The sequence below is a fragment of the Alteromonas sp. MMG017 genome (assembly GCF_018100795.1).
In the GTDB taxonomy this organism is placed as follows: Bacteria; Pseudomonadota; Gammaproteobacteria; order Enterobacterales; family Alteromonadaceae; genus Alteromonas.
This window is the reverse complement of record NZ_JAGJDY010000015.1, coordinates 1-20,758: the sequence shown is the minus strand read 5'-3', so window position 1 is coordinate 20,758 and position 20,758 is coordinate 1. Positions and strand designations below refer to the sequence as shown.

Below are 20,758 nucleotides of genomic sequence, written 5' to 3'. Positions count from 1 at the left end.
TTAAATGTCGACAACAGTTAGCCAACGGCCGCAGTTAGATCCCAATGGTCTGCGCCAGGCATTGCGAATAGCGGGTGGTTGTACGCTTGGGTTTACCATCAGTAACTTGATGAACTGGCCTTATGGTATTTTCTTTACGGTTTATCCCATGTTGTTGCTGGGGTTAGTACCTGTTATTAGCAAGCCAGTGATAAAGCAGTTCATCGCCAGTGCGGGGTTTAGCGCCTTTATTGTATTGGTATTGCAAGGGCTGTTTTCCCACATCCCAGTGGTGATGACCCTTATTGTGTTTCTATGCTTTTGTATCTTGTTCTATCAAATGAGCAGTGGCGGCGGCTTTTTGTTTGGAGCGTTAGGCGCCGTGGGGCTATCGATACAATTGCACTTTTCAAGCTATGTAAACGGCATAGATACTGTCTATCCGTTAATTGTGAGTAACGGTGTAGCTACGCTTTTATCAATTGTTATTGCGGCGTTGATGCATGGCATATTTCCAGACATTGCGCCGCGCCCCCCTCGTGTTCCACCGCCTAAGGCGAAAGAGAGTATTCGTCATGAAGTACTCTTGTGTGCAAGTGTGGCAACTTTATCGTTTGTGGTGTTTCAAGTGTTGGATTTACAAGACTCGATATCAGCTCAGGCGTCATCGGTGCTAATTCTATTTTCACTTTGCTGGAAAGCCGCAAGTTTAGCCGGGTGGCAACGGGCTATTGGTACACTCATTGGTTGTAATTTAGCACTGCTGGCGCAATTGTTTTTGTACAATCACAGTGATTTTTTACTTTTTCCGGTGCTTGTGTTGTGGATTTTAGCGTTCATTTTTAGCCGCTATCATATTTTAGGTGGCGGGATGCCGGGCATTGGGTTTGGTGTGCTAACCACGTTTGGTATTTTGTTTGGAAACTCGCTAACACCCAACCAAGATTTAGTTTACAGCGCGCTTTACCGTTTTAGCTCTGTGGCCGTAGCCATTGCCCTTAGTTTGAGTGCCGTTTACGTTATGCATCATATATTAAATCGCTTTAGCGTTACCCGACACCATACATACGATTAGTTACTTAAAAGAGGGGCATATACAGGTCGTTCATGAGAAAAAGCGGAAACTAACGGGTAAATAAGCCCCACCTCTTTGCAATTTGGGTACAAATAAAAGTAACAGCAAAAATGACCGCAATCACAATGAATGTTTTCATATTTCCTAGCGGCCAGATCATTTCTACAATCTTTACTATGGTTACGGTGATAGCAACAATACATGCCATAAAAAGGATGTAGCTAGTAATCTGTTTGATGTTTTTCAGCAATGTTCTGCGCAACCGCTTGATACAAGGTTTACCTCATTATTCGTAAGCACTTCCATTATTAATTCCTTCTAAAAGTGTTAACTCAAAAGTGGGAGTACTTAGAATACTCATGCTTGCTAACAAAGGTAACTGACCTTGGGAATAGTTCTTGTTATATACAAAAACGAAATACGGTTTTATGGCATGTAATTTTGGCGGCTAATATTGCTAGCATATAAAAAATGCCGGATGTTTTCACATCCGGCATTTTTTTTGAGTTTTAACTTACAAGATTAATTAAAAGCTATAAGTCACTTTTCCGTAAACATAACGGCCCGTGAATCCATAGGGCGAGAAGCCTGAGTATGGGAAAATCATCGAGAAGGTAGTTACGTCATCAACTAAATCGCGTGTAGCTTCTGGGTATACATCAAAGATGTTATTCGCACCAACCGACACCGCCAAGTTGTCGGTAAGGGCTACGCGTACATCTAAATCTGTGATCCACTCAGAAGGTATAATTTCGTTACGAGCTTCAATTGAAGATGGGTCTTCCACCTCGCCATAGCGAGTAGTGCGCAAAGTAGCGTTATAACGGTCGTAAGACCAAGTAACGCCAAGGTTCACTTTGCTATCTGGCGAGCTAGTCTCGAAACGACGCAGTTCTACATCGTCAAACAAGTTACTTTGATCGAACCCTGCATTTTGAAGTACATCTGGCGCTTCTAAAATATCGGTCACTTCATTATCGTTGAAGTTAATACCCGCATTGAAGTTAAACGCACCAAAATCAGCTGTGTTTAATGTGTATGTAGAAACAATATCTACCCCTTCCGTGCGAGAATTAATCGCGTTTAAGAAGAAGCGAGCTTGGTTAGCACCAGTACCTTCAAGCAACGCTTCAATAGCATCACCCGATAGGTTGTTCGACAACACAATACGATCGTCAATATCAATACGGTAGAAATCTACCGTTAAATTGAAATTAGCCGTAGGCGAATAGGTGAAACCTGCACTGTAGTTATCTGACTCTTCAGCATCAAGACCTGGGCTACCTAACGCTTGTGCTACTTCACTTGAAGCGGCAAACGTACCTGTTTCAGTTGGCTCACCATCTACAAATACTGTGGCAATAGAAGTAAAGTGCTGTTGTTGAAGCGATGGCGCTCTAAAACCAGTAGATACTGATGCGCGAAGGGCAAGTGCATCGGTAATGGTTACTCGATGTGACATTTTCCAGTTAAACGTACTGCCAAAATCTGAATAGTCTTCATAACGACCAGCTACTGCCACATTCCAGTTTTCGAGCACATCGGCTTCAACATCTACATAAAAGCTGTAGTTGTGGCGAGTGTTTTCACCTGCTGACTCTGGCGTGAAGCCAGGGAAAACTTGTGATCCCGCTGAGCCAAAAGGGCCATCAACAGGGTCGGTAACTACGCCACCTGGGCCAAACGTACCTTGGATATACGAATTTTCTTCACCAGCGGTAATTTCATAGCTTTCGTGGCGGTATTCTGCGCCCATGGCGAAGTTCATTTCGCTAAAGAAATAGCCTGTATCCACCAAACGCGAGGCATCAGCGTTAATAATGGTAGTGTTGTACTCTAGCTCACCCGCGTTAAAACTTGTTTGGCTTGTTGGCCCAAGAGAGGTGTTCAAGCTATTTACTACGCTGTACTCTAGTGCATTCCCGCCGTGGGTGAGTGATAAATCGTAGTTCCACACATCGCCATAACCCTTAATGCCGCCTAGTACAGACATATCTTGAATATCGGTTTGTATAGAAGGTAAAAAGCCATCAGGATAGATAGAGGTAATGTTACGGCTATCCGATGCTCTTCGATAAAAACCGCCACCAATAGAATCACGTGAACTAAAGCCCGCAGTACCGTAAAACTCGATATTGTCGTTAATAGCTTTGCCCGCGTTTACAAACAGCGCGTAATCTTCTACTTCACCGTTACCATATACATGGTTGTAGCGGTTAACCGTAAATTCTCTTTCATCTAAATTACCATCAGCGTCACGAGCATAATTTTCGCGGGTATCGAAGTCGGAACGATTTGATTCACCGCGATCGCGGTATTCTGCTGATACATTTACAAAGCCATCATCGCCCCACTCAAAGCCCATGTTGCCGCGAAGGGTAAAAGTTTGACCGTCGGTCAGTTCACGGTCTGAACCAGTATTGAATGCAAGGTTGCCATCAGCATCTGCACTTACGCCTTCTAAATTCGGCACGCCGTCCATCGTAGTTACGTTCGCGCCGTATGTGGCCGACACTTCACCGCCTTCGCTAGCGTCTTTCAATACAATATTGATAACACCAGCAATGGCGTCTGAACCGTATTGTGCCGCCGCGCCGTCGCGAAGTACTTCAATGCGTTTAATCGCATTAGCGGGTATAGCATTTAAATCCACAGCAGAAGAGCCACGGCCCACAGAACCGTTTAGGTTAAGGAGTGCTGAAGTATGGCGGCGCTTGCCATTTACTAAAACCAGCGTGTGATCTGGCGCTAAGCCACGAAGCTGAGCGGGGCGAACATGGTCTGTTCCATCAGTAACAGAAGGCTGCGGGAAGTTGAAGCTTGGCAACAACGAGTTAAGGATCATGTTGGTTTCGGTTAAACCAGTGGCTTCAATAGAAGACGCATCGATAATATCGATAGGAACCGGAGAGTCATTAACCGTTCTCCCCACGCGGCGCGAACCAACAATTTGAATCTGTTCAACATCTTGTTCGTCAATATTGGTTTGTTCTTGAGCGAAGGATGAAGTCGAAAAAGGAATAGCAGCGATTGCGCCAGCGATTAAGGAAAGCTTAAAAGCAGAAGCGTTAAATTTTGCCTGTTGCATTGTGTGTTCCTGAATTTTTATAAATGTATTTCAACATGAGCATAAACTGCATTTACAGGGCGCTAAAAGCGCGTCTGTTTTATGCGTATTTCTGGTACGCATACTGCACCGCAGTTATTGCGATTACTTTCTTTTTATGTGGGGTACAGCTAAACGCCGAATTGTCTGATTAGACTTATTATTATTATTAGATGTGATAAACGCGTTTCGTTTATGTGCTTGAGTAAATCACAAAAGAGAAGGTGGGCACAATACTAAAGTTGCAACAATTTATATATATCAAATAACGTAGGAGTGCTTCTCTGTGGTACAAAACATACATCACATTAACTTTCTGGTAAGAGAGTTAGATAAAGCTGTAGCGGCATTCGCCAAACTTACCAATACCCATCCTATATTTGAGGCACTCTCTAGCCGTGGGGCTAATTCGGCGCGTTTCCAATTGGGCGACACGTGGCTTGTATTTGTCAGCCCAACTGATGAAAACGGCATTATCGCGTCGATTTTAGAAGAAAAAGGAGAGGGTGTTTTTCTCATTTCATTTGGCAGTGACGATCTTTCAAAAACACTCGCTGGATTAACGGGAAACCCTCGCAAGGGTGAAATGCGTAAAGGGTTGGCCAATTGGTATGTGCAAGACATTTCATTAGATTATGATTTCGGTCCAATACTGCAGCTTTGTGAAGCGCTTTAATATTTATACCTACATTTATACCTATATTTATATCTACATTAATATTTCAAATTGAAATTTATTTATTTCATATTGAAATATTAATGCTGGTTATTTTCTCATCGATATGACTACACTGGGCGCTTGATTATTGTACAGCCCCCGTGAATCCTACCGCACACTGTTTTTTTATTAAGTTGGCACAACTGGTGCAATACCCAGTGTAACTATAATAAAAATTCACGTTACTTCATGGGGCAACCTATTGGAGAAATGTGATGGAAAACAACAACGTGAAATCGGTAAGATTGGTTCAGCCTCAACTTCGTATCCTTATCGTTGGTTATAACGAATTTAGCCAGCTGGTGGGGAGCGTGCTACCTGAATACGTCGGTGAAGCCCAATTTAAGATTGTAGATTCCATCGTTGGAAGTACGAAAGAAATTCAACAGCATATTTCAGAATTTGACCCTGATGTAATAGTCAGCGCAGGTTCAAATGCGCGATATCTACAATCTGCGTTGTCTATTCCAGTAGTCTCGATGCAAACAACAGAATGGGACGTATTCGAAGCGGTTGAAAAAGCCTCTAAGGTCTCAAAGTCAATTCACATCATTTCTTTTGCAGAAGCATCGTGCGCAGCAAAACTTGCTGATTCCCACCTCAATATCGATATTGTAGAGTCGATTTACTTAACGGCCGACCAAGCAAGAGAGCAGTTTCATATTGCGAGTCAATCTGAAGGCATCGCAGTAGTGGGAGCTAGCTTGGTATGTGGTTTAGCGAATAGCAAAGGTATCCCCTCATTCTTAATTTATACAGAACGCTCGTGTAGAAAAACCCTTCAAAGCGCCATCGACGAAGCTAAGAGAGCCCGTTTGTTAGCCAAAGAACAAGCGCTGGTATCATGGTTACTCACTAAATCTCAAACCCCCATTATCATGGTCGATGAGAGCGATGATGCCTTAACCCTTAATAGCGCTGCCAAGCATCACTTGAACCTAAGTACAAATGCAGAAGTTGATTTAGATGCCCTTATTCATCCAAGTGGTGGAAAACGTGAAACTGATGGCGAATGTGAAATTAACGGTGAGGAGTGGTGGTTTCATCTAGACACGTTATCTGAAGGCAGTACGAGTAAATTCGTTTACCAACTTTATCGCAAAAAACTTAAAAAAACGCCATCCAAGCAAGCGGCATCCCCTCGCCACGATTTAGTCTACCAATCTAACGAGATTGAAGCGGTGTTACAGCAGGTCAAGGCGTTTTCAACATCGCCAAGTAACGTATTGCTGTTTGGAGAGTCGGGCACGGGGAAAGAGTTAGTTGCCAGGCAAATACATCATCAAGGCCCCTATGCGGGTGGCAAGTTTGTCGCCCTTAATTGCAGTGCTATCCCATCCGAGTTGTTTGAAGGTGAACTGTTCGGACATCAGGATGGCGCGTATACAGGCTCAAAGCGAGGTGGTCGAAAAGGGTTAATAGAGGAAGCCGAGAACGGCGCACTATTTCTTGATGAGATTAGCGAGCTGGCGCTAGACCAACAAGCTAAATTGCTAAGGTTTTTACAAGAAAGAAGCTACCGTCCTTTGGGGGGGAACCAAGAGCGAGAAGTTGACCTAAAACTGATCGCCGCTTCAAACCGTTCGTTATCTGAAATGGTTAATGAAGGCGCGTTTCGTGAAGATCTCTACTACCGACTCAATGTATTCAATATCTCTATTCCTCCTTTGCGCGAGCGCCCCGACGATATTCTTCACATTGCGGCGCACAAGCTTGAAAAACTATTAAATCGTTATGGGGTTTCACACAGCCCATCAATCATTCTTGAACATCTCAATGACAGCTTCACTGCGCACAACTGGCCTGGAAATATACGCGAGTTAGAAAACGTATTAGAGCGCGTGGTGGCTTATCTTCATACCGTAAACGACCTTGGTCGATTGCAAACAGCATTACCTCAAATTGCGCCAGAGTTAAGTGAGGGGCGTCAGCCTGTATTGGCAGACAAAGGAATAATAAAAATAAAAGAAAGCGAACTCATTCTAGCCGCATTGGCGCGATGGAAGGGTGATAAACGTAAAGCAGCTCAGGACTTAGGAATTAGCCAAACCACATTGTGGCGAAGGTTAAAAACAATAAATCACAACAATAATTAGTGTTCGGAGATAGTCATGCAAACCACCGGAAAAACATATTTAGCATTGCAAGTGTCGCTCGCGTTAACCATAGGAAGTTCAGCCATTCCTGCTTTTGCACAAGAAGAAAAGCAAGCAACGTCTGAGCTCGTTGAAATTATCAGTATTTCACGAAAGCGTCCTGAAAGTATTCAGGAAGTGCCGATTGCGGTAACGCCGTTGTCAGCAAGGGAATTAGAGGCTGCGGGGGTAGAGCGTCCTTCCGATTTTATTAGCCTGATTCCAAACGTAAGTATTGTTGATGCGGCCAACGTAGGTGATACGCAGGTAAATATCCGGGGGATTATTTCTACACGCGATGCAGAGTCTACGTTTGCGTATGTAGTGGATGGGGTGTTGCAGACTAACCCGAATAGTTTTAACGAAGGGCTAACCGATATAGCCCAAATAGAAGTTTTAAAAGGGCCGCAAGGGGCGCTATATGGCAGAAACGCGGTAGCCGGTGCCATTCTGATAACAACGGAAAAGCCCTCAGACGTGATGGAGGCCAGAATTGAAGGTGGCGTTGGTAATAACAATTCGCAGCGCTATTCAGGAATGCTTACCGGGCCGCTTGCTGACAACGTGTTTGGGCGCATCGTTGTAGCGCATTCAACCACTGATGGTTTTTATGAAAATGTGTATCTGGGACGTGACGACGCGGTAGATTACTTAGAAGATACATCGGTAAAAGGGCGTCTTATTTGGGAAGCGACTGATGACCTTACTTACGATTTTCGCGGTTCGTACAGCGAGGCAAAAGGCGGTGCAATAAACTTCAACGCTGTGTTCGCGCTTCCTAGTTTTGTAGAAGATTTTGGGCAAGATGCATTTTTCAAAGATGTAAATGATCATGAGTTTATTTTTGCTTTTAATGTACCTGGTGAAAATGAGCAAAAAACCACAGAGTTCTCAGTAAAAGCTGACTGGCAAGGCGATGGTTTCGACGTAACCTCTGTGCTTGCATACAATAATTTAGAAGAGTACCTGTTATCAGATGGCACCAGCGCTTCTTTTTACGGATATGAACTCACTGAACAGTGTCAAACCGATCGTGCCACATTAAATAACCTTCCTGTCGATTTTGGTGGGGCAGGAAGAAGCGACTTATTTGGCGATTTCCTATCTCCCTTTGTAGTCCTTCCTCCAGGACAGGATTTTCAAGGCGTATATGGACCCTACACGCCATCTTCGTGTGATGGTTATCAATATCAAGAACGAAGCCAACAAGATTACAGCGGAGAAATTAGATTTACATCGAACGACACAGATTCGCCCCTGCAATGGATAGCGGGCGTCTATTTCGCCAATATTGATAGAGATGTTGTCGTAGCTTACGGTGCTGATTTAGGGCAAGGCTTCTTGCGTCAAGCATACGTTCCGGCCGACGGACCAAACCCTACAGACTTACTGTTTGATGATACGTTTTCAACCACGGTGCTATCTACGTTCGGCCAAATTGAGTACGACGTTAACGACAAATGGGAAGTGTCTTTCGCACTCAGGTATGACAACGAGTCGCGAGAAGTGGCAAATAATGTACCCAATGTGTCTGCTTCTGGTTTCAATGTGAATACCATTGTCGACGGTGTAGTAGGGCCTATCAATCCCGCATTTACGGCCAATCCTGACGGGATCCCAGATCGCGAGCAAAGTTTCAGCCAATGGCAGCCAAAGTTTACCGTAAGTTACGAAGCAAGCGATGCCCTAAACCTTTATGCCAGTTATGGCGTTGGTTTTAGAAGCGGTGGATTTAATTCTATCGGCACTGAAGCCACGTTAGATTTTTGGTTCAATGCAAGTGGAACCGGTACACCTGGTGATGCGGTTGATGCTCAACTTATCGTACCTGATAACTATGATAAGGAAATTACCACAAGTATTGAATTCGGTGGCAAGGGAACGTTTTTAGACAACCGATTAAAAGTGAACAGCGCGGTGTTTCACACCAAAGTTGAAGATAATCAGTTCTTTGAGTTCTTTGCTGGCCCATTTGGATTATTAAGGGCGGTTACCACCATTGATGAGCTAGAAATTCAGGGCTTCGAAATGGACGCTAATTACCGGGTTAACGACAACCTTAGTGTCTTCGCAGGAATGGGGCTTATTGATAGTGAAATTATCGAGAACAGAAACAGACCGCTCTCGGTAGGTAATGAAGCGCCACAAACACCAAAATCTTCTTACACCCTAGGCATTTCTTACGATCACGAGATTACCAGCGACTTACAACTTACCACACGAATTGATTATCAATATGTGGGAGAAACCCATTTCCATACGCTGCAAGGTGAAGAAACGCCTACTATCTGGGATTTCTTCGGCACGTTGGGTGGCGGTGTTCCTCCCGGCCCTCACTCTCAAAACTTCAGTAACGCTCAGCGTGATGCTTATAGCACCGTTAACGCTCGCATTTCCATAGAAGGTGAAATGTGGACGGTCGCATTGTGGGGCAAAAACTTAACTGATGAGGCTTATTTGCAAGAGGTGATCCCAGCGCCAGAATTCGGCGGCTCATTTGTTCACCCCTCGGCGCTACGTTCCTACGGTTTAGAACTTAGCATGAGTTTCTAATCCCTACGCTTTGAAGATTGAATTTTAATCAGGATGAATTTATGAATAAACCATTGTCAGGCATTACTGTCATTGACCTTACGCATATGCTGTCAGGGCCATACTGCGGAATGATACTCGCCGATTTAGGGGCAGAGACGATTAAAGTGGAGCCATTGCAAGGGGAAGGCACTCGAAAGCTTCTCGCAACCGACCCCGATAATTCGTTGGACGGTATGGGCGCTTACTTCATTACACTGAACCGAAACAAAAAAAGTGTCTGCATCGATTTAAAATCTGAAGAAGGCTTAAACGTATTCTATGAATTGGTAAAAAAAGCCGATGTGGTGGTCAATAACTTTGGTGCAGGTGTACCAACGCGTTTAAAAATCGACTATGAACAGTTAAGTAAAATAAACCCCGAGATAATCACTTGTTCAATTACGGGTTTTGGTAGCAACGGCCCCAAATTTAAACGTCCAGCGTTTGATCAAGTGGCACAAGCGACTGGTGGCGGTATGTCTATCACGGGTACCGATCCAAATCACCCTGTTCGAGCCGGTATTCCAATTGGCGATTTAGGCGGTGGTATGTTTGCCGTCATGGGAATTCAAGCCGCGCTTTTGGAACGAGCAAAAAGTGGTAAAGGACAAGACGTTGATATCTCAATGTTAGATTGTCAGATATCACTGCTTAACTACATGGCTACAATGTACTTTCTGTCAGAGAAAGACCCATTCCCCATTGGCAACTCGCACTTTGTTCACGTGCCCTACAACACATTTAAAACAGCGGACGGTTTTATTGTGATTGCGGTTATCACAGATAACTTTTGGCAGAACTTAAAAACGGTGGTGAAGATAGATGCATTGGACTTACCCGAATTCGATACCCAGCCAGGACGGTGGGCAAAGAAAGACTTTATCGACGAAACCCTTAACCAAACACTGCAAACACAAACCTCAAGCTATTGGATTGAAAAGCTAGAAGCGGCGCGTATTCCTTGCGCGCCTGTTAATACATTCTCTCAAGCCCTTAGTGATGAACAAGTGCAACACCGCAATATGGTGGTTGAGCTCACCTCGGGTGATGGCAACAAAACCAAAGGGCCGGGTAACCCTATTAAGTTTTCACGTACCACAGACGAAGTATTCTCGCCTGCGCCCAAGGTGGGCGAACACACTAAGGATGTGTTGAAAGATTTAGTAGGCATGAGTGACAGTGAGTTAGCCCTTTTATTTGAGAAAAAGGTAGTTCGCTGATGAAAACGAAAGGAAAAATCATCATCAACGATGTTGGCCCCAGAGATGGCCTACAGAATCAGAAAAAGCACCTAAGTGTGGATGAGCGACTTGCATTAATAAATGCATTAGTTACAGCTGGATTACCCGCCATTGAAGTAGGGGCTTTTGTATCGCCTAAAGCGGTTCCCGCTATGGCGGGGACAGATGAGGTGATTAATCAACTCGCGGCCAAAGATAAGGTGGCGTATTCAGTGCTTATACCTAACGAAAGAGGGTTTAGCACTGGGGTTGAATTAAATGTGCCGCTGATGTCACTGGTAGTTGCTGCCAGTACAACGATGAACGAAAAAAATATTCGAATGACGACTACCCAAGCCCTGTCTATGTCATCTGACGTGCTTGCTCTAGCCACACAATTAAATCGTAAAGTGCAAGCTTATGTTGCAACAGCATGGGAATGCCCTTTTGAAGGGCACATCAGCGTGGATGAAGTGATTAAAGTATCAGCCGCATTATTAGATGCTGGGGCTGCACACATTGTGGTGGCCGATACGATTGGTGCGGCATCTCCAGATCAGGTACATGCGCTGATGAGCAAAATGGTATCGGAGTTTGGCGCCAACAAATTGTCGTGCCATTTTCATGATACACGCGCAATGGGCGTTGCAAACGTTTACGCCGCGATTGAAGCGGGTATTCGACAATTTGATGCATCAATAGCGGGCTTGGGTGGCTGCCCATTTGCACCGGGCGCCACCGGAAATGTAGCGACAGAAGACGTGGTGCTGCTAGTAGAGCAAATGGGTTATAGCACAGGCATAGATATGGGCCTGTTACTTGCAGCATCGGACAAAGCCAAGGCATTAACAGGCACAGCACGTGGTGGGCATGCTAAAACCTGGTTAGAACAACAAGAAAATAAAAGGGGAAGCAAATGAGTTATCGATTAGGGGTTGATGTAGGAGGAACCTTTACCGACCTACTATTAATTAACGAAATATCTGGGGAAACCTTTACTGCAAAAGTACCTTCTACACCGCACGATTCTTCCGTTGGGGTGCTTAACGGCATAGACCGTATTTGTGAAGAATCAGGTGTTAATGTTGCTGATATCGCGCGTGTTATGCACGGTACAACTGTTGCAACCAATGCGGTATTAACTGGCAAAGGGGCAAGTGTCGCACTGGTTACCACACAAGGCTATAAGCACGTGTTGCAAGTGGCACGTTCATTTTGTCCGGGTGGGCTGGGAGGCTGGGTAAGCTACATGAAGAAGCCTTTGCTTGCACCGTTAGAACTCACCATTGAAGCAAGTGAAAGAGTGGGCGCTGATGGAAGTATTGTTAAAGCCCTGGACGAAGAGAGGCTCACGCAAAGCTTACTGGCATTAAAAGATAAAGGTGGATTTACTGCACTCACTATCTCTTTTATAAACGCCTATGTGAACGGAGAGAACGAGCGCCAAGCTCAAGCGGTTGCGCAGCGTGTTTTCCCTGATATGCCAATCTCTATTTCTTCTGATGTTGTTCCTGAATTGCAAGAATACGAGCGAACTGAAACCACAGTGGTAAACAGTTACGTTCGCCCTGAAGTAGCCAAATATGTCGATAATTTATATGGCGCGCTAACCGATCGTATGGGCAGTGATATTCACCTGTCTATCTTGCGCTCAGATGGCGGGCTGGCGTCTGCACGTTCAGCCGCAGAAAGCCCAGTTAACTTGCTAATGTCTGGTCCTGCTGGCGGTGTAGCGGGGGCTATCCATTTTTGTAAACAAGGTGGGTTTAACGACATACTCACTTTTGATATGGGCGGCACCTCTACTGATGTTGCGCTTATTCAAAATGCAACGGCTCGGGTAAGACGAGAAACTCGTGTTGGAGATGTTACCGTACGTGCACCATCGGTAGACGTAAGAACCGTTGGCGCTGGTGGTGGCTCTATTGCTTTTGTGCCAGAACTGACCAAAGCACTGCGTGTAGGTCCAGAGTCAGCTGGCGCTAAACCGGGCCCAGCGGCTTATATGAAAGGCGGTGTAGAACCAACGGTATGCGATGCTAATGTGGTACTCGGTTATCTTCCTTCAGATGTGCAGCTTGGTGGCAAAATGGCTATCAATCGAGACGCTGCAGTAGCGGCGGTAAAAAAAGTCGCTGACGCCATGGATATTTCGGTTGAAGAAGCGGCTGAAGGTATCATTAAGATTGCTAACGAAGCTATGTTCGGCGCCCTTCGGTTAGTGTCGGTAGAGCAAGGATTCGATCCAAGAGAATTTGCCCTTGTAGGGTTTGGCGGAGCTGGTCCATTACATGCCAATGCTCTGGGTATTCTAACCCAAGCGTGGCCGGCCATTATTCCTCCTGGTCCTGGCGTATTATGTGCCTATGGTGATGCCACCACACAGGTACGTGACGAGGCCTCCCAAACACTGGTTTCGCTAATCGACAATCTCAGCGACGATGCATTTAAGCATGTACTCACTGAATTAGCAGAAAAAGCATCTTCTACCCTGCTCGCCGATGGAATTTCAATGGACGAGCAAACTATTACTTATGAAGCGGATGTTCGCTACACCGGGCAAGCCTTTCAACTTTGCGTTCCCTTTTCTAAGCAAGATATTGAAGACAAGGGTCTTTCTTTACTTAAAAAGCACTTTGATGCTGAACATACGCAGTTATTCACCTTTGCGTTAGAAGAGGGCCATGAGGTTGTGATGGTTCGCGCAGTTGCTACTGCAAAAAGCAAAGCGCTTCCTGCTCCTCCGCCTGTTAACACCAGTCATACCTTGGAAGATTGCATGTTAACCGATAGCCAAATTTATTATGAAGGTAGCTATCACGATGCAATCATTTACGAGCGTAGAAAACTTCACGAAGCGTTATCGGTTAAAGGGCCCGCTGTTATTTGTGAAATGGACTCAACTACTGTGGTCCTTCCTGGTTACGTTGCAACCGTTGATGCGGTGGGCAACCTATTACTTAACCCGTTAAGCAGCCCTGAATCGACTGGCAAATAAGGAGGCGTTATGAATAATAAAATTAAACAAACGAACACAGCTGAGTTGACCAGAATTGACGTTGATACGGTTACCGTCGATATCATTGAAAATGCATTGCGTAATGCCAGAGAGGAAATGGATGCGGTACTATTTCGTACCGCAATGAGCCCAGGGATCCGCGAGCAGGGTGATTGCTTTCCCATGATTGCTAATAAAGACGGCAAAATGGTAGTAGGGCAATTTGGTTCTTTTATCCATGGCTTCCTAAGTGCATTTGAGGGCGAACTGGAAGAAGGGGATATTATCCTTACCAACGACCCTTACATGACAAATGCAGCCGTTTCCCATTTACCCGACTGGATTATTCTTGTTCCTATCTTTAAAGAGGGGCGACACATTGCGTGGTCTGCAATGTTTGGTCATATGTCAGATAACGGCGGAATGGTGCCAGGCTCAATACCCATTAAAGCGGAAACCATATTTCAAGAAGGTATTCGAATTCCACCCACAAAACTCTATAAAAAGGGTGTGCTACAACGCGATATATTAGAGCTCATTTTACATAATGTGCGAACGCCACAGTGGAACCGCTTTGACTTGAACGCACTAGTGGCAGCGTGTAAAACGGCGGCAAAACGCTGCCAAGAAATAGCCGAGCGTTTCGGTGACGATATGTTTTATTCCACCATGGAAATTATGCTCGAGCGTAACCATGTTGCGATGGAAGCCATTATCAATATGTTGGTGCCAGAAGAGCCTCGCGTATTCGAAGATTATTTATGTGACGATGGTGTGGGCATGGGGCCATACAAAATACGCTGTAAGATGTGGCGTGAGAATGGCAAGGCAATTTTCGATTTTGAAGGCACCGACCCGCAAGCGAAAAGCTCAATAAATTTCTACTTAAATGAAGACATGTTCAAGATGTTCTTCGGCTCTTTTACGATAAATTTGGTGGACCCACAAATACTGTTCAATGATGGGTTTTATGACTTAGTTGATGTGCGTATACCTCAAGGCAGCTTACTTAAACCAAACTTTCCCGCCGCCCTGTCGGGAAGAACGCACGCATTAGGCCGTATCTTTGACGTAATGGGAGGGCTGTTAGGACAAGGTGCGCCTGATGCCATGAATGCAGCCGGTTTCTCTGATTCTCCCCATCTATTTTATTCTGGGTATGACGATAAAGGAGAGTGGTTCCAACTCTTCCAGATTGGCTTTGGTGGGATCCCAGGCAGGCCTGTAGGTGATGGGCCAGACGGACATTCTTTGTGGCCGGGTTTTACTAACGTACCGAACGAATTTATTGAAGCGTACTTTCCTCTACGTGTTGAAACTTACGAAACTATTCCAGACTCCGGCGGCCCTGGTTTTCACCGCGGCGGTAATGGCTTGTCGGTGGGGTATCGGTTCCTTTGTGATGGGGCCATCGCCATTCATGATGACAGATGGTTAACTTATCCTTGGGGCGTTAATGGAGGGTTGCCAGGTAAACGTTCAACAAAACGCCTCATTCGAGAAGATGGCAGCACAGAAATTCTCCCTGCCAAGTGCGAGGGCATTGCAGTAAAAGCGGGTGATGTATTGTATTTCGATACATGGGGCGGCGGCGGTTGGGGCGATCCATTTGACCGCGATCCCAATGCGGTAGCTGATGATGTCGCCAGAGGATTAGTCTCTTTGGAAGGCGCGCGTCGATACGGTGTGGTGATTGAAAATGGGTCGGTAAACGACACCGAAACCCAGCGCTTGCGAGCGACATTGAAAGAAGAGAGAGGTGAAGTGTCGTTGTTTAATCGTGGCGGAACAATAGAAGAAATCAAAGCCAAAGCGAAAGAGGAAACAGGCTTAGCCGCACCTGTATCACCATCGTTCAACGTTGCGAGACAATAATATGCAGCTTAGTAGCAGCGATTTACTATCGCAAGGTGTCGCCTTTGGCGTGCGCCCTGCGTTAATTGTTGTCGATATGACAGTAGGCTTTGCGTCACCTGAAAGTCCTCTTGGCGGTGTATTTGATAGTGAAATTACCGCCGCTGAAGCACTAATTCAGCACTTCGATGGCGCAGACTTACCTGTTTATTTTTCAACAGTTGTATATGACAACGACAGCCAGCAATCGGTGTTCAGACAGCATTTGCCTGACTTAGATATGCTTGTTCGAGGTAGCCGGTGGGTTGAGATAGACCCCCGCCTATCGTTTTCTGAAAATGCCACGTTAATTGAGAAAACCGCCCCAAGTGCTTTTTTTGGAACCCAGCTAAATGAAAAGTTAAAAACCGGCGGGGTGGACAGCGTAGTGGTGTGTGGCTTAACAACCAGCGGTTGCGTTCGCGCAACCGCAGTAGATGCTTTGTCGTGTAATTTTCCTGTGTGGGTTGTCGAAGAGGCCTGCGGAGACAGAAACATTGACGCTCACAAAGCGAACTTGCATGACCTACACGCAAAGTATACTGAAGTTGTCAGTCTTGACACTGTGTCGTCATATTTTGCTAAGAGAGAAGCGGAGGACGACCATGCCTAAAACACTTTATGACAAGCTTTGGGACAGACATTTTGTTACTTCAGTTGATGGTGACGGGTTGCTTTACATTGATAGGCACTTGATTCATGAAGTGACTTCCCCTCAGGCATTTGATGGTTTAAAACAATTCAACAGAAAAGTAAGACGACCTGACTTAACGATAGCAACAATGGATCATAGCATTTCTACGCAGTCGACGAGTCTTGATGCATGTGGTCCAAAGAACGCGTTGCAGTTAAAGACATTAATTAAAAACTGCCAAGCTAATAATATCGTTTTATATCCAGTAGGAGACAGTCACCAAGGTATTGTGCATGTTATGGGGCCGGAAATGGGGCTTATTCATCCTGGTATGACCGTGGTGTGTGGCGACTCGCACACCGCTACCCACGGCGCCTTGGGTACGCTAGCGTTTGGTATTGGCACATCTGATGTGGAGCATGTGTTAGCAACTCAAACTATTCGGCAAAGCAAAGCAAAGAATATGCGGGTTAATTTTAATGGCGAGCTACCCGAAGGTGTCTTCGCTAAAGATATGATTTTAGCCTTAATTCGAGAAATTGGACACGACGGTGCAACCGGGTTTGTTGTGGAGTATACCGGAGACGCGATATCGAGTTTGTCGATAGAAGGGCGAATGACAATCTGCAACATGAGTATCGAAGCCGGCGCGAAAGCAGGCATGATTGCACCGGATGATGTCACATTTAGCTACTTAGACGGAAAAGCATTTTCGCCTAAAGGAGAGAAGTTCGAGGCAATGAAAGTCGCTTGGTCGGCGCTTTTTTCAGATGTTGGTGCAGAATTTGATAAAACAGTCGACATTGATGTGTCTCGTTTATCCCCTCAGGTGACGTGGGGAACTAACCCAGGGCAAGTTATCGGCATCGATGAAGCCGTTCCTCAATTGCCTGACAGTTATTCTGATGGCGACAGTAGCGCTATGCAAAAGGCGCTGCAGTATATGGACATTAACGCTGGACAAAGCATAGACGATGTTGCTATTTCCCATGTGTTTATTGGTTCGTGTACAAACAGTCGAATAGAAGATTTAAGAGAGGCCGCTGCGGTGGTATCAAATGGGCGAGTGGCCGAACAAGTAAAAGCTATTGTGGTACCTGGTTCGATGCGAGTGAAAAAACTGGCGGAAGAAGAAGGGCTAGATCGCGTTTTTATTGATGCGGGGTTTGAGTGGCGATTACCTGGGTGCTCGATGTGTTTGGGTATGAACGATGATGTGCTTAGAGAGGGAGACCGGTGTGCTTCTACCAGTAATCGAAACTTTGAGGGGCGACAGGGACGAGGCGCTAAAACGCATTTAGTCAGCCCAGCCATGGCCGCTGGGGCGGCATTAAAGGGAAAATTGACCGATGTTAGATTGCTATTAAGGAGGCAGCCATGAGGCCATTGAAAACCGTTGATTCTATAGCAGTACCTTTCGTAGAAAATAACGTGGATACTGATCAATTACTACCGAAGCAATTTTTGACAGAAGTCACTCGGCAAGGTTTTGGTAAGCATCTTCTCCATGATTTACGTTACCTTGATTCCAAAGAGAGCGTTTTAAACCCTGCCTGTGTACTCAATAATCCTGCCTATGTTGGAGCGGAAATACTGCTTGCGGGCGAGAACTTCGGTTGTGGCTCTAGTCGAGAGCATGCGCCATGGGCCATTGCCGACTTTGGATTTAGGGTAATTATAGCCAAAGGATTTGCCGATATTTTTTATGCTAATTGTCTTAATAATCAAATCTTACCGATTACGTTACCCAGCAATGTGGTAGATAAAATTGCAAATCAATGCCAGTTGAATCCCAATCAACGGGTAGTGGTTGATTTAAACAATCAGCAAGTTTATTTAAACAGCAACATTTTCAATTTTGCTATTCCGCTTCACCATAAACAAAATTTGATAACTGGAGTAGATAAAATAGGAAGAACATTACTGGAAGGCGACGCTATTGCTGGGTACGAAGCAAAAGCATTGTATTATATGTAAACGTTCTATTAAACGCCCAATAGAGAGCCTTGTTTGAAGGTGGATAGGCAATTGATTGGGCGCCAGCTAATCTGACAGTCTCAAGTGTACGTGAAGCGGATGTTCACGATTTTTAATTTCTAATCAAACGTAAGCCAGTCTGAGGTTTGCATTTTTTATTTTAAAACGAAGTACAACAGCTAAGTAAATGTTTCCAGTCGCAAGTTTTCAGAAGAGAGTAGAGCAAATCGTTCTTCATCACAGAATGGTGTTACGCTAACGCGTAGATAAAAAATAAATATGACAGTGGAGCGTCAACCAAGTGAATCAGAAATCAACATTAGTTTTTATCCTATTTTTTTCCTTTTGCTCTTTTGCTTTTGGTGACGAAAATGACCAAAACGCAAAGAATACGACTCTTCCTGCAATCGCGAACGACATCGCAACGCAATTTCATGATATGGGGTGGTTTTCCGGAAGTGTACTGGTAATACAAGATGATAAAGAAATATTTGTATCGTCTTATGGTTTTCAGAACATTAAAGAGCAAATAAAGAACACGGGGCAAACTCGGTTTAACCTTGGTTCGATCATGAAGGACTTCACTAAAGTATTGGTATTACAACAAATTGAAAAAGGCAAGCTTAGGTTGAACAGTCAGCTGATTTCCTTTGATTTGGGTTTCAAACAGTCTTTTACTGAAGACATAACAATCGAACAACTACTAAATCACAGCGCTGGTTTTGACGATATCTTTGTCGCTGAATATCGGGAAAACCCTCTTGCATTTGATACTCTCGATAAGAAACTGAGTATATTGATCGATCGCCCCCTCATATTCAAACCCGGTACTGACAATCAATATTCGAACTACGGATATATCGTATTGGGTAAGATTCTTGAAAAAGTTACGGGTGAGCCATTCGAAGAACTACTGAAAAATAAGATATTCTTACCGACGGAAATGACAGACACCACATTCGAGCCTTCTCATTCACATGATCACCAGTCGGTAAAATATACTTATCAATACGACAGCACATTGAGGGAAGTGGGTGTTGTTGAGCATCCAAGTCCAGATGGCGGTATTGAGTCAACTGTAAGAGACGTACATCGATTTTATAAAGCGCTCTTTTACACCAATAAACTATTACAAAATTCAAACCCAATTAATCGCAAAGTATTTGCTATGGATAAGCCTCATTGGGGGGCATATGGTGGCGGACTTGGAGTCAGTGCCGCCGTGGAAATTGACCTAGCTAGTAACTATCAAATTGTGGTTCTTGCAAATAGTGACAACTTAGTCGCGGAACTCATATCTGGTCGAATACTCTCGTTTATCAAAAACGGGGAGTATGCGCCAGTTAGGCAGTTGGAAAAGAATTTTGCTTACGAATACTATAAGACCAACGGGAAAAAGAAGTTTTCAAAGCAATTTAAACTGGCTTACAGCGATGAGGGATACGAGCGATTCATTGGCAGAACCATCAATGAACTTGGAATGGAACTCCTTAGGGCAGAATCATTTACGGAGGCATTTGACATGTTCTATTATTTAGTTTCACTTTTTCCAGATGCACCTCAGGTATACGACAGTCTAGCCTTTGCCTATCTATCTAAAGGGGATGAGACGACTGCGAAAGAGACTTTCAGTCAATCTTTAGCTATCAACGCCGATTTTGAAAGCGATTACGTGAGTGATAATTATGGTCATGATGACACTGTAGTTGACTGAGTGCACAGTATTTCTAGCTTTAAGCACGGCATTGCTCTACTTGTAACTATCCACTCGAAGCTTTTAATTTGGGATGTAGTGGCATAATTTTTTTGCAATTAACTACCCAAAGGTTAGTCAATTTTCTGCATGCTGAATGTCCGCTCCTTGTCTCAAGGTGCAGCTAGCACTTAGGGGCTGAAACTTACATTAAGCGGTCATTGGCACATTGACAATAGAGTGGCGACACAGAGCGAGAAGCAGACGGTCGATAAACTTGTTTTTGGGCATAAACGCCTCAGTGTTTTTACTAATTTAAAACAATTCGGACAACCTCAGGTATTGCAAAGCCTCTAATCGAGTGGCCAATTTAACTATGCCACTACACAATAATGGTTTGATATTGCCGTGGCGCTTTATGCTTCAGAGAGAGTCTATTGCTCTTAGTATGGCTCACCGTTTTTTATCGGATGATCTTCTTATATCGGTTCAAATGAGATTACACGGTGCAGGAGCTGCGTATTTGCCTACTGGATTAGTTCAACGGTATATCGATGAAGGAAAACTAATAAGCTTTTGTGAGGAATGGCTCCCGCAATGAAGAAAGTTGTATCTGGTTTACACCGGTAAGCAGCACTTACCTTCAAAATCGAAGAAGTTCAATCACTTTATTAACAGCCAACGTCAGGAAATTACCGTATTGTTAAATGGTAAGCCTGCTTAACTCCGAGAACTCTTCAATAACGAAAATCATTT

At 44.6% G+C, this 20,758-nt stretch carries 13 protein-coding genes; 12 read left to right on the top strand and 1 reads right to left on the bottom strand.

Annotated features, from left to right (window positions below; translation table 11 throughout):
• Window positions 1–4 precede the first annotated feature (4 nt).
• Window positions 5–1,054 (top strand): DUF2955 domain-containing protein, encoded by a 1,050-nt coding sequence (locus J8L84_RS18595; RefSeq protein ID WP_211071988.1) that lies wholly within the window; start codon window positions 5–7, stop codon window positions 1,052–1,054.
• A 526-nt stretch (window positions 1,055–1,580) separates the two neighbouring features.
• Here J8L84_RS18595 and J8L84_RS18590 read toward each other — a convergent pair.
• Window positions 1,581–4,142 carry a TonB-dependent receptor gene (locus tag J8L84_RS18590; protein WP_211071987.1) on the bottom strand — a complete coding sequence of 854 codons (2,562 nt, stop codon included), beginning with the start codon at window positions 4,140–4,142 and terminating at the stop codon, window positions 1,581–1,583.
• Window positions 4,143–4,446: 304 nt separating this feature from the next.
• Here J8L84_RS18590 and J8L84_RS18585 point away from each other — a divergent pair, with 304 nt between their 5' ends.
• The 11 genes from J8L84_RS18585 to J8L84_RS18535 all read left to right on the top strand — a co-directional run bounded on the left by J8L84_RS18585 (window position 4,447) and on the right by J8L84_RS18535 (window position 20,023).
• Window positions 4,447–4,836 carry a hypothetical protein gene (locus tag J8L84_RS18585; protein ID WP_211071986.1) on the top strand — a complete coding sequence of 130 codons (390 nt, stop codon included), beginning with the start codon at window positions 4,447–4,449 and terminating at the stop codon, window positions 4,834–4,836.
• Window positions 4,837–5,093: 257 nt separating this feature from the next.
• A complete protein-coding gene (locus tag J8L84_RS18580; RefSeq protein ID WP_211071985.1) occupies window positions 5,094–6,974 on the top strand; it encodes a sigma 54-interacting transcriptional regulator in 1,881 nt (626 codons plus the stop codon).
• A 15-nt stretch (window positions 6,975–6,989) separates the two neighbouring features.
• Complete coding sequence (locus J8L84_RS18575; protein WP_211071984.1) at window positions 6,990–9,566, top strand: TonB-dependent receptor; 2,577 nt, start codon at window positions 6,990–6,992, stop codon at window positions 9,564–9,566.
• 41 nt (window positions 9,567–9,607) lie between these two features.
• Window positions 9,608–10,807, top strand: coding sequence for a CoA transferase (locus J8L84_RS18570; protein WP_211071983.1), 1,200 nt, complete (start codon window positions 9,608–9,610; stop codon window positions 10,805–10,807).
• Entirely contained in the window at window positions 10,807–11,727 is a 921-nt protein-coding gene (locus J8L84_RS18565) for a hydroxymethylglutaryl-CoA lyase (protein ID WP_211071982.1), read from the top strand. Before J8L84_RS18570 ends, J8L84_RS18565 begins: the two co-directional genes overlap by 1 nt.
• A complete protein-coding gene (locus tag J8L84_RS18560) occupies window positions 11,724–13,805 on the top strand; it encodes a hydantoinase/oxoprolinase family protein (RefSeq protein WP_211071981.1) in 2,082 nt (693 codons plus the stop codon). Before J8L84_RS18565 ends, J8L84_RS18560 begins: the two co-directional genes overlap by 4 nt.
• Window positions 13,806–13,814: 9 nt before the next feature.
• A complete protein-coding gene (locus J8L84_RS18555; RefSeq protein ID WP_211071980.1) occupies window positions 13,815–15,680 on the top strand; it encodes a hydantoinase B/oxoprolinase family protein in 1,866 nt (621 codons plus the stop codon).
• A 1-nt stretch (window position 15,681) separates the two neighbouring features.
• On the top strand, window positions 15,682–16,311 hold the full coding sequence (locus tag J8L84_RS18550) for an isochorismatase family protein (protein WP_211071979.1): 630 nt from the start codon (window positions 15,682–15,684) through the stop codon (window positions 16,309–16,311).
• Window positions 16,304–17,713, top strand: a complete 1,410-nt coding sequence (gene leuC / locus J8L84_RS18545) for a 3-isopropylmalate dehydratase large subunit (RefSeq protein ID WP_211071978.1) — start codon at window positions 16,304–16,306, stop codon at window positions 17,711–17,713. The genes J8L84_RS18550 and leuC overlap by 8 nt, the downstream gene beginning before the upstream one ends.
• Entirely contained in the window at window positions 17,710–18,309 is a 600-nt protein-coding gene (gene leuD, locus J8L84_RS18540) for a 3-isopropylmalate dehydratase small subunit (protein WP_211071977.1), read from the top strand. The genes leuC and leuD overlap by 4 nt, the downstream gene beginning before the upstream one ends.
• A gap of 301 nt (window positions 18,310–18,610) precedes the next feature.
• Complete coding sequence (locus J8L84_RS18535) at window positions 18,611–20,023, top strand: serine hydrolase domain-containing protein (RefSeq protein WP_211071976.1); 1,413 nt, start codon at window positions 18,611–18,613, stop codon at window positions 20,021–20,023.
• Window positions 20,024–20,758 lie beyond the last annotated feature (735 nt).

What these genes read in the sequence shown, in the direction of transcription:
- J8L84_RS18570 (WP_211071983.1), top strand. Translation starts at nt 9,608, where the DNA reads ATGAATAAACCATTGTCAGGCATTACTGTCATTGACCTTACGCATATG.
- J8L84_RS18595 (WP_211071988.1), top strand. Translation starts at nt 5, where the DNA reads ATGTCGACAACAGTTAGCCAACGGCCGCAGTTAGATCCCAATGGTCTG.
- J8L84_RS18590 (WP_211071987.1), bottom strand. Translation starts at nt 4,142, where the DNA reads ATGCAACAGGCAAAATTTAACGCTTCTGCTTTTAAGCTTTCCTTAATC.
- J8L84_RS18550 (WP_211071979.1), top strand. Translation starts at nt 15,682, where the DNA reads ATGCAGCTTAGTAGCAGCGATTTACTATCGCAAGGTGTCGCCTTTGGC.
- J8L84_RS18555 (WP_211071980.1), top strand. Translation starts at nt 13,815, where the DNA reads ATGAATAATAAAATTAAACAAACGAACACAGCTGAGTTGACCAGAATT.
- leuC (WP_211071978.1), top strand. Translation starts at nt 16,304, where the DNA reads ATGCCTAAAACACTTTATGACAAGCTTTGGGACAGACATTTTGTTACT.
- J8L84_RS18560 (WP_211071981.1), top strand. Translation starts at nt 11,724, where the DNA reads ATGAGTTATCGATTAGGGGTTGATGTAGGAGGAACCTTTACCGACCTA.
- J8L84_RS18565 (WP_211071982.1), top strand. Translation starts at nt 10,807, where the DNA reads ATGAAAACGAAAGGAAAAATCATCATCAACGATGTTGGCCCCAGAGAT.
- J8L84_RS18575 (WP_211071984.1), top strand. Translation starts at nt 6,990, where the DNA reads ATGCAAACCACCGGAAAAACATATTTAGCATTGCAAGTGTCGCTCGCG.
- J8L84_RS18580 (WP_211071985.1), top strand. Translation starts at nt 5,094, where the DNA reads ATGGAAAACAACAACGTGAAATCGGTAAGATTGGTTCAGCCTCAACTT.
- leuD (WP_211071977.1), top strand. Translation starts at nt 17,710, where the DNA reads ATGAGGCCATTGAAAACCGTTGATTCTATAGCAGTACCTTTCGTAGAA.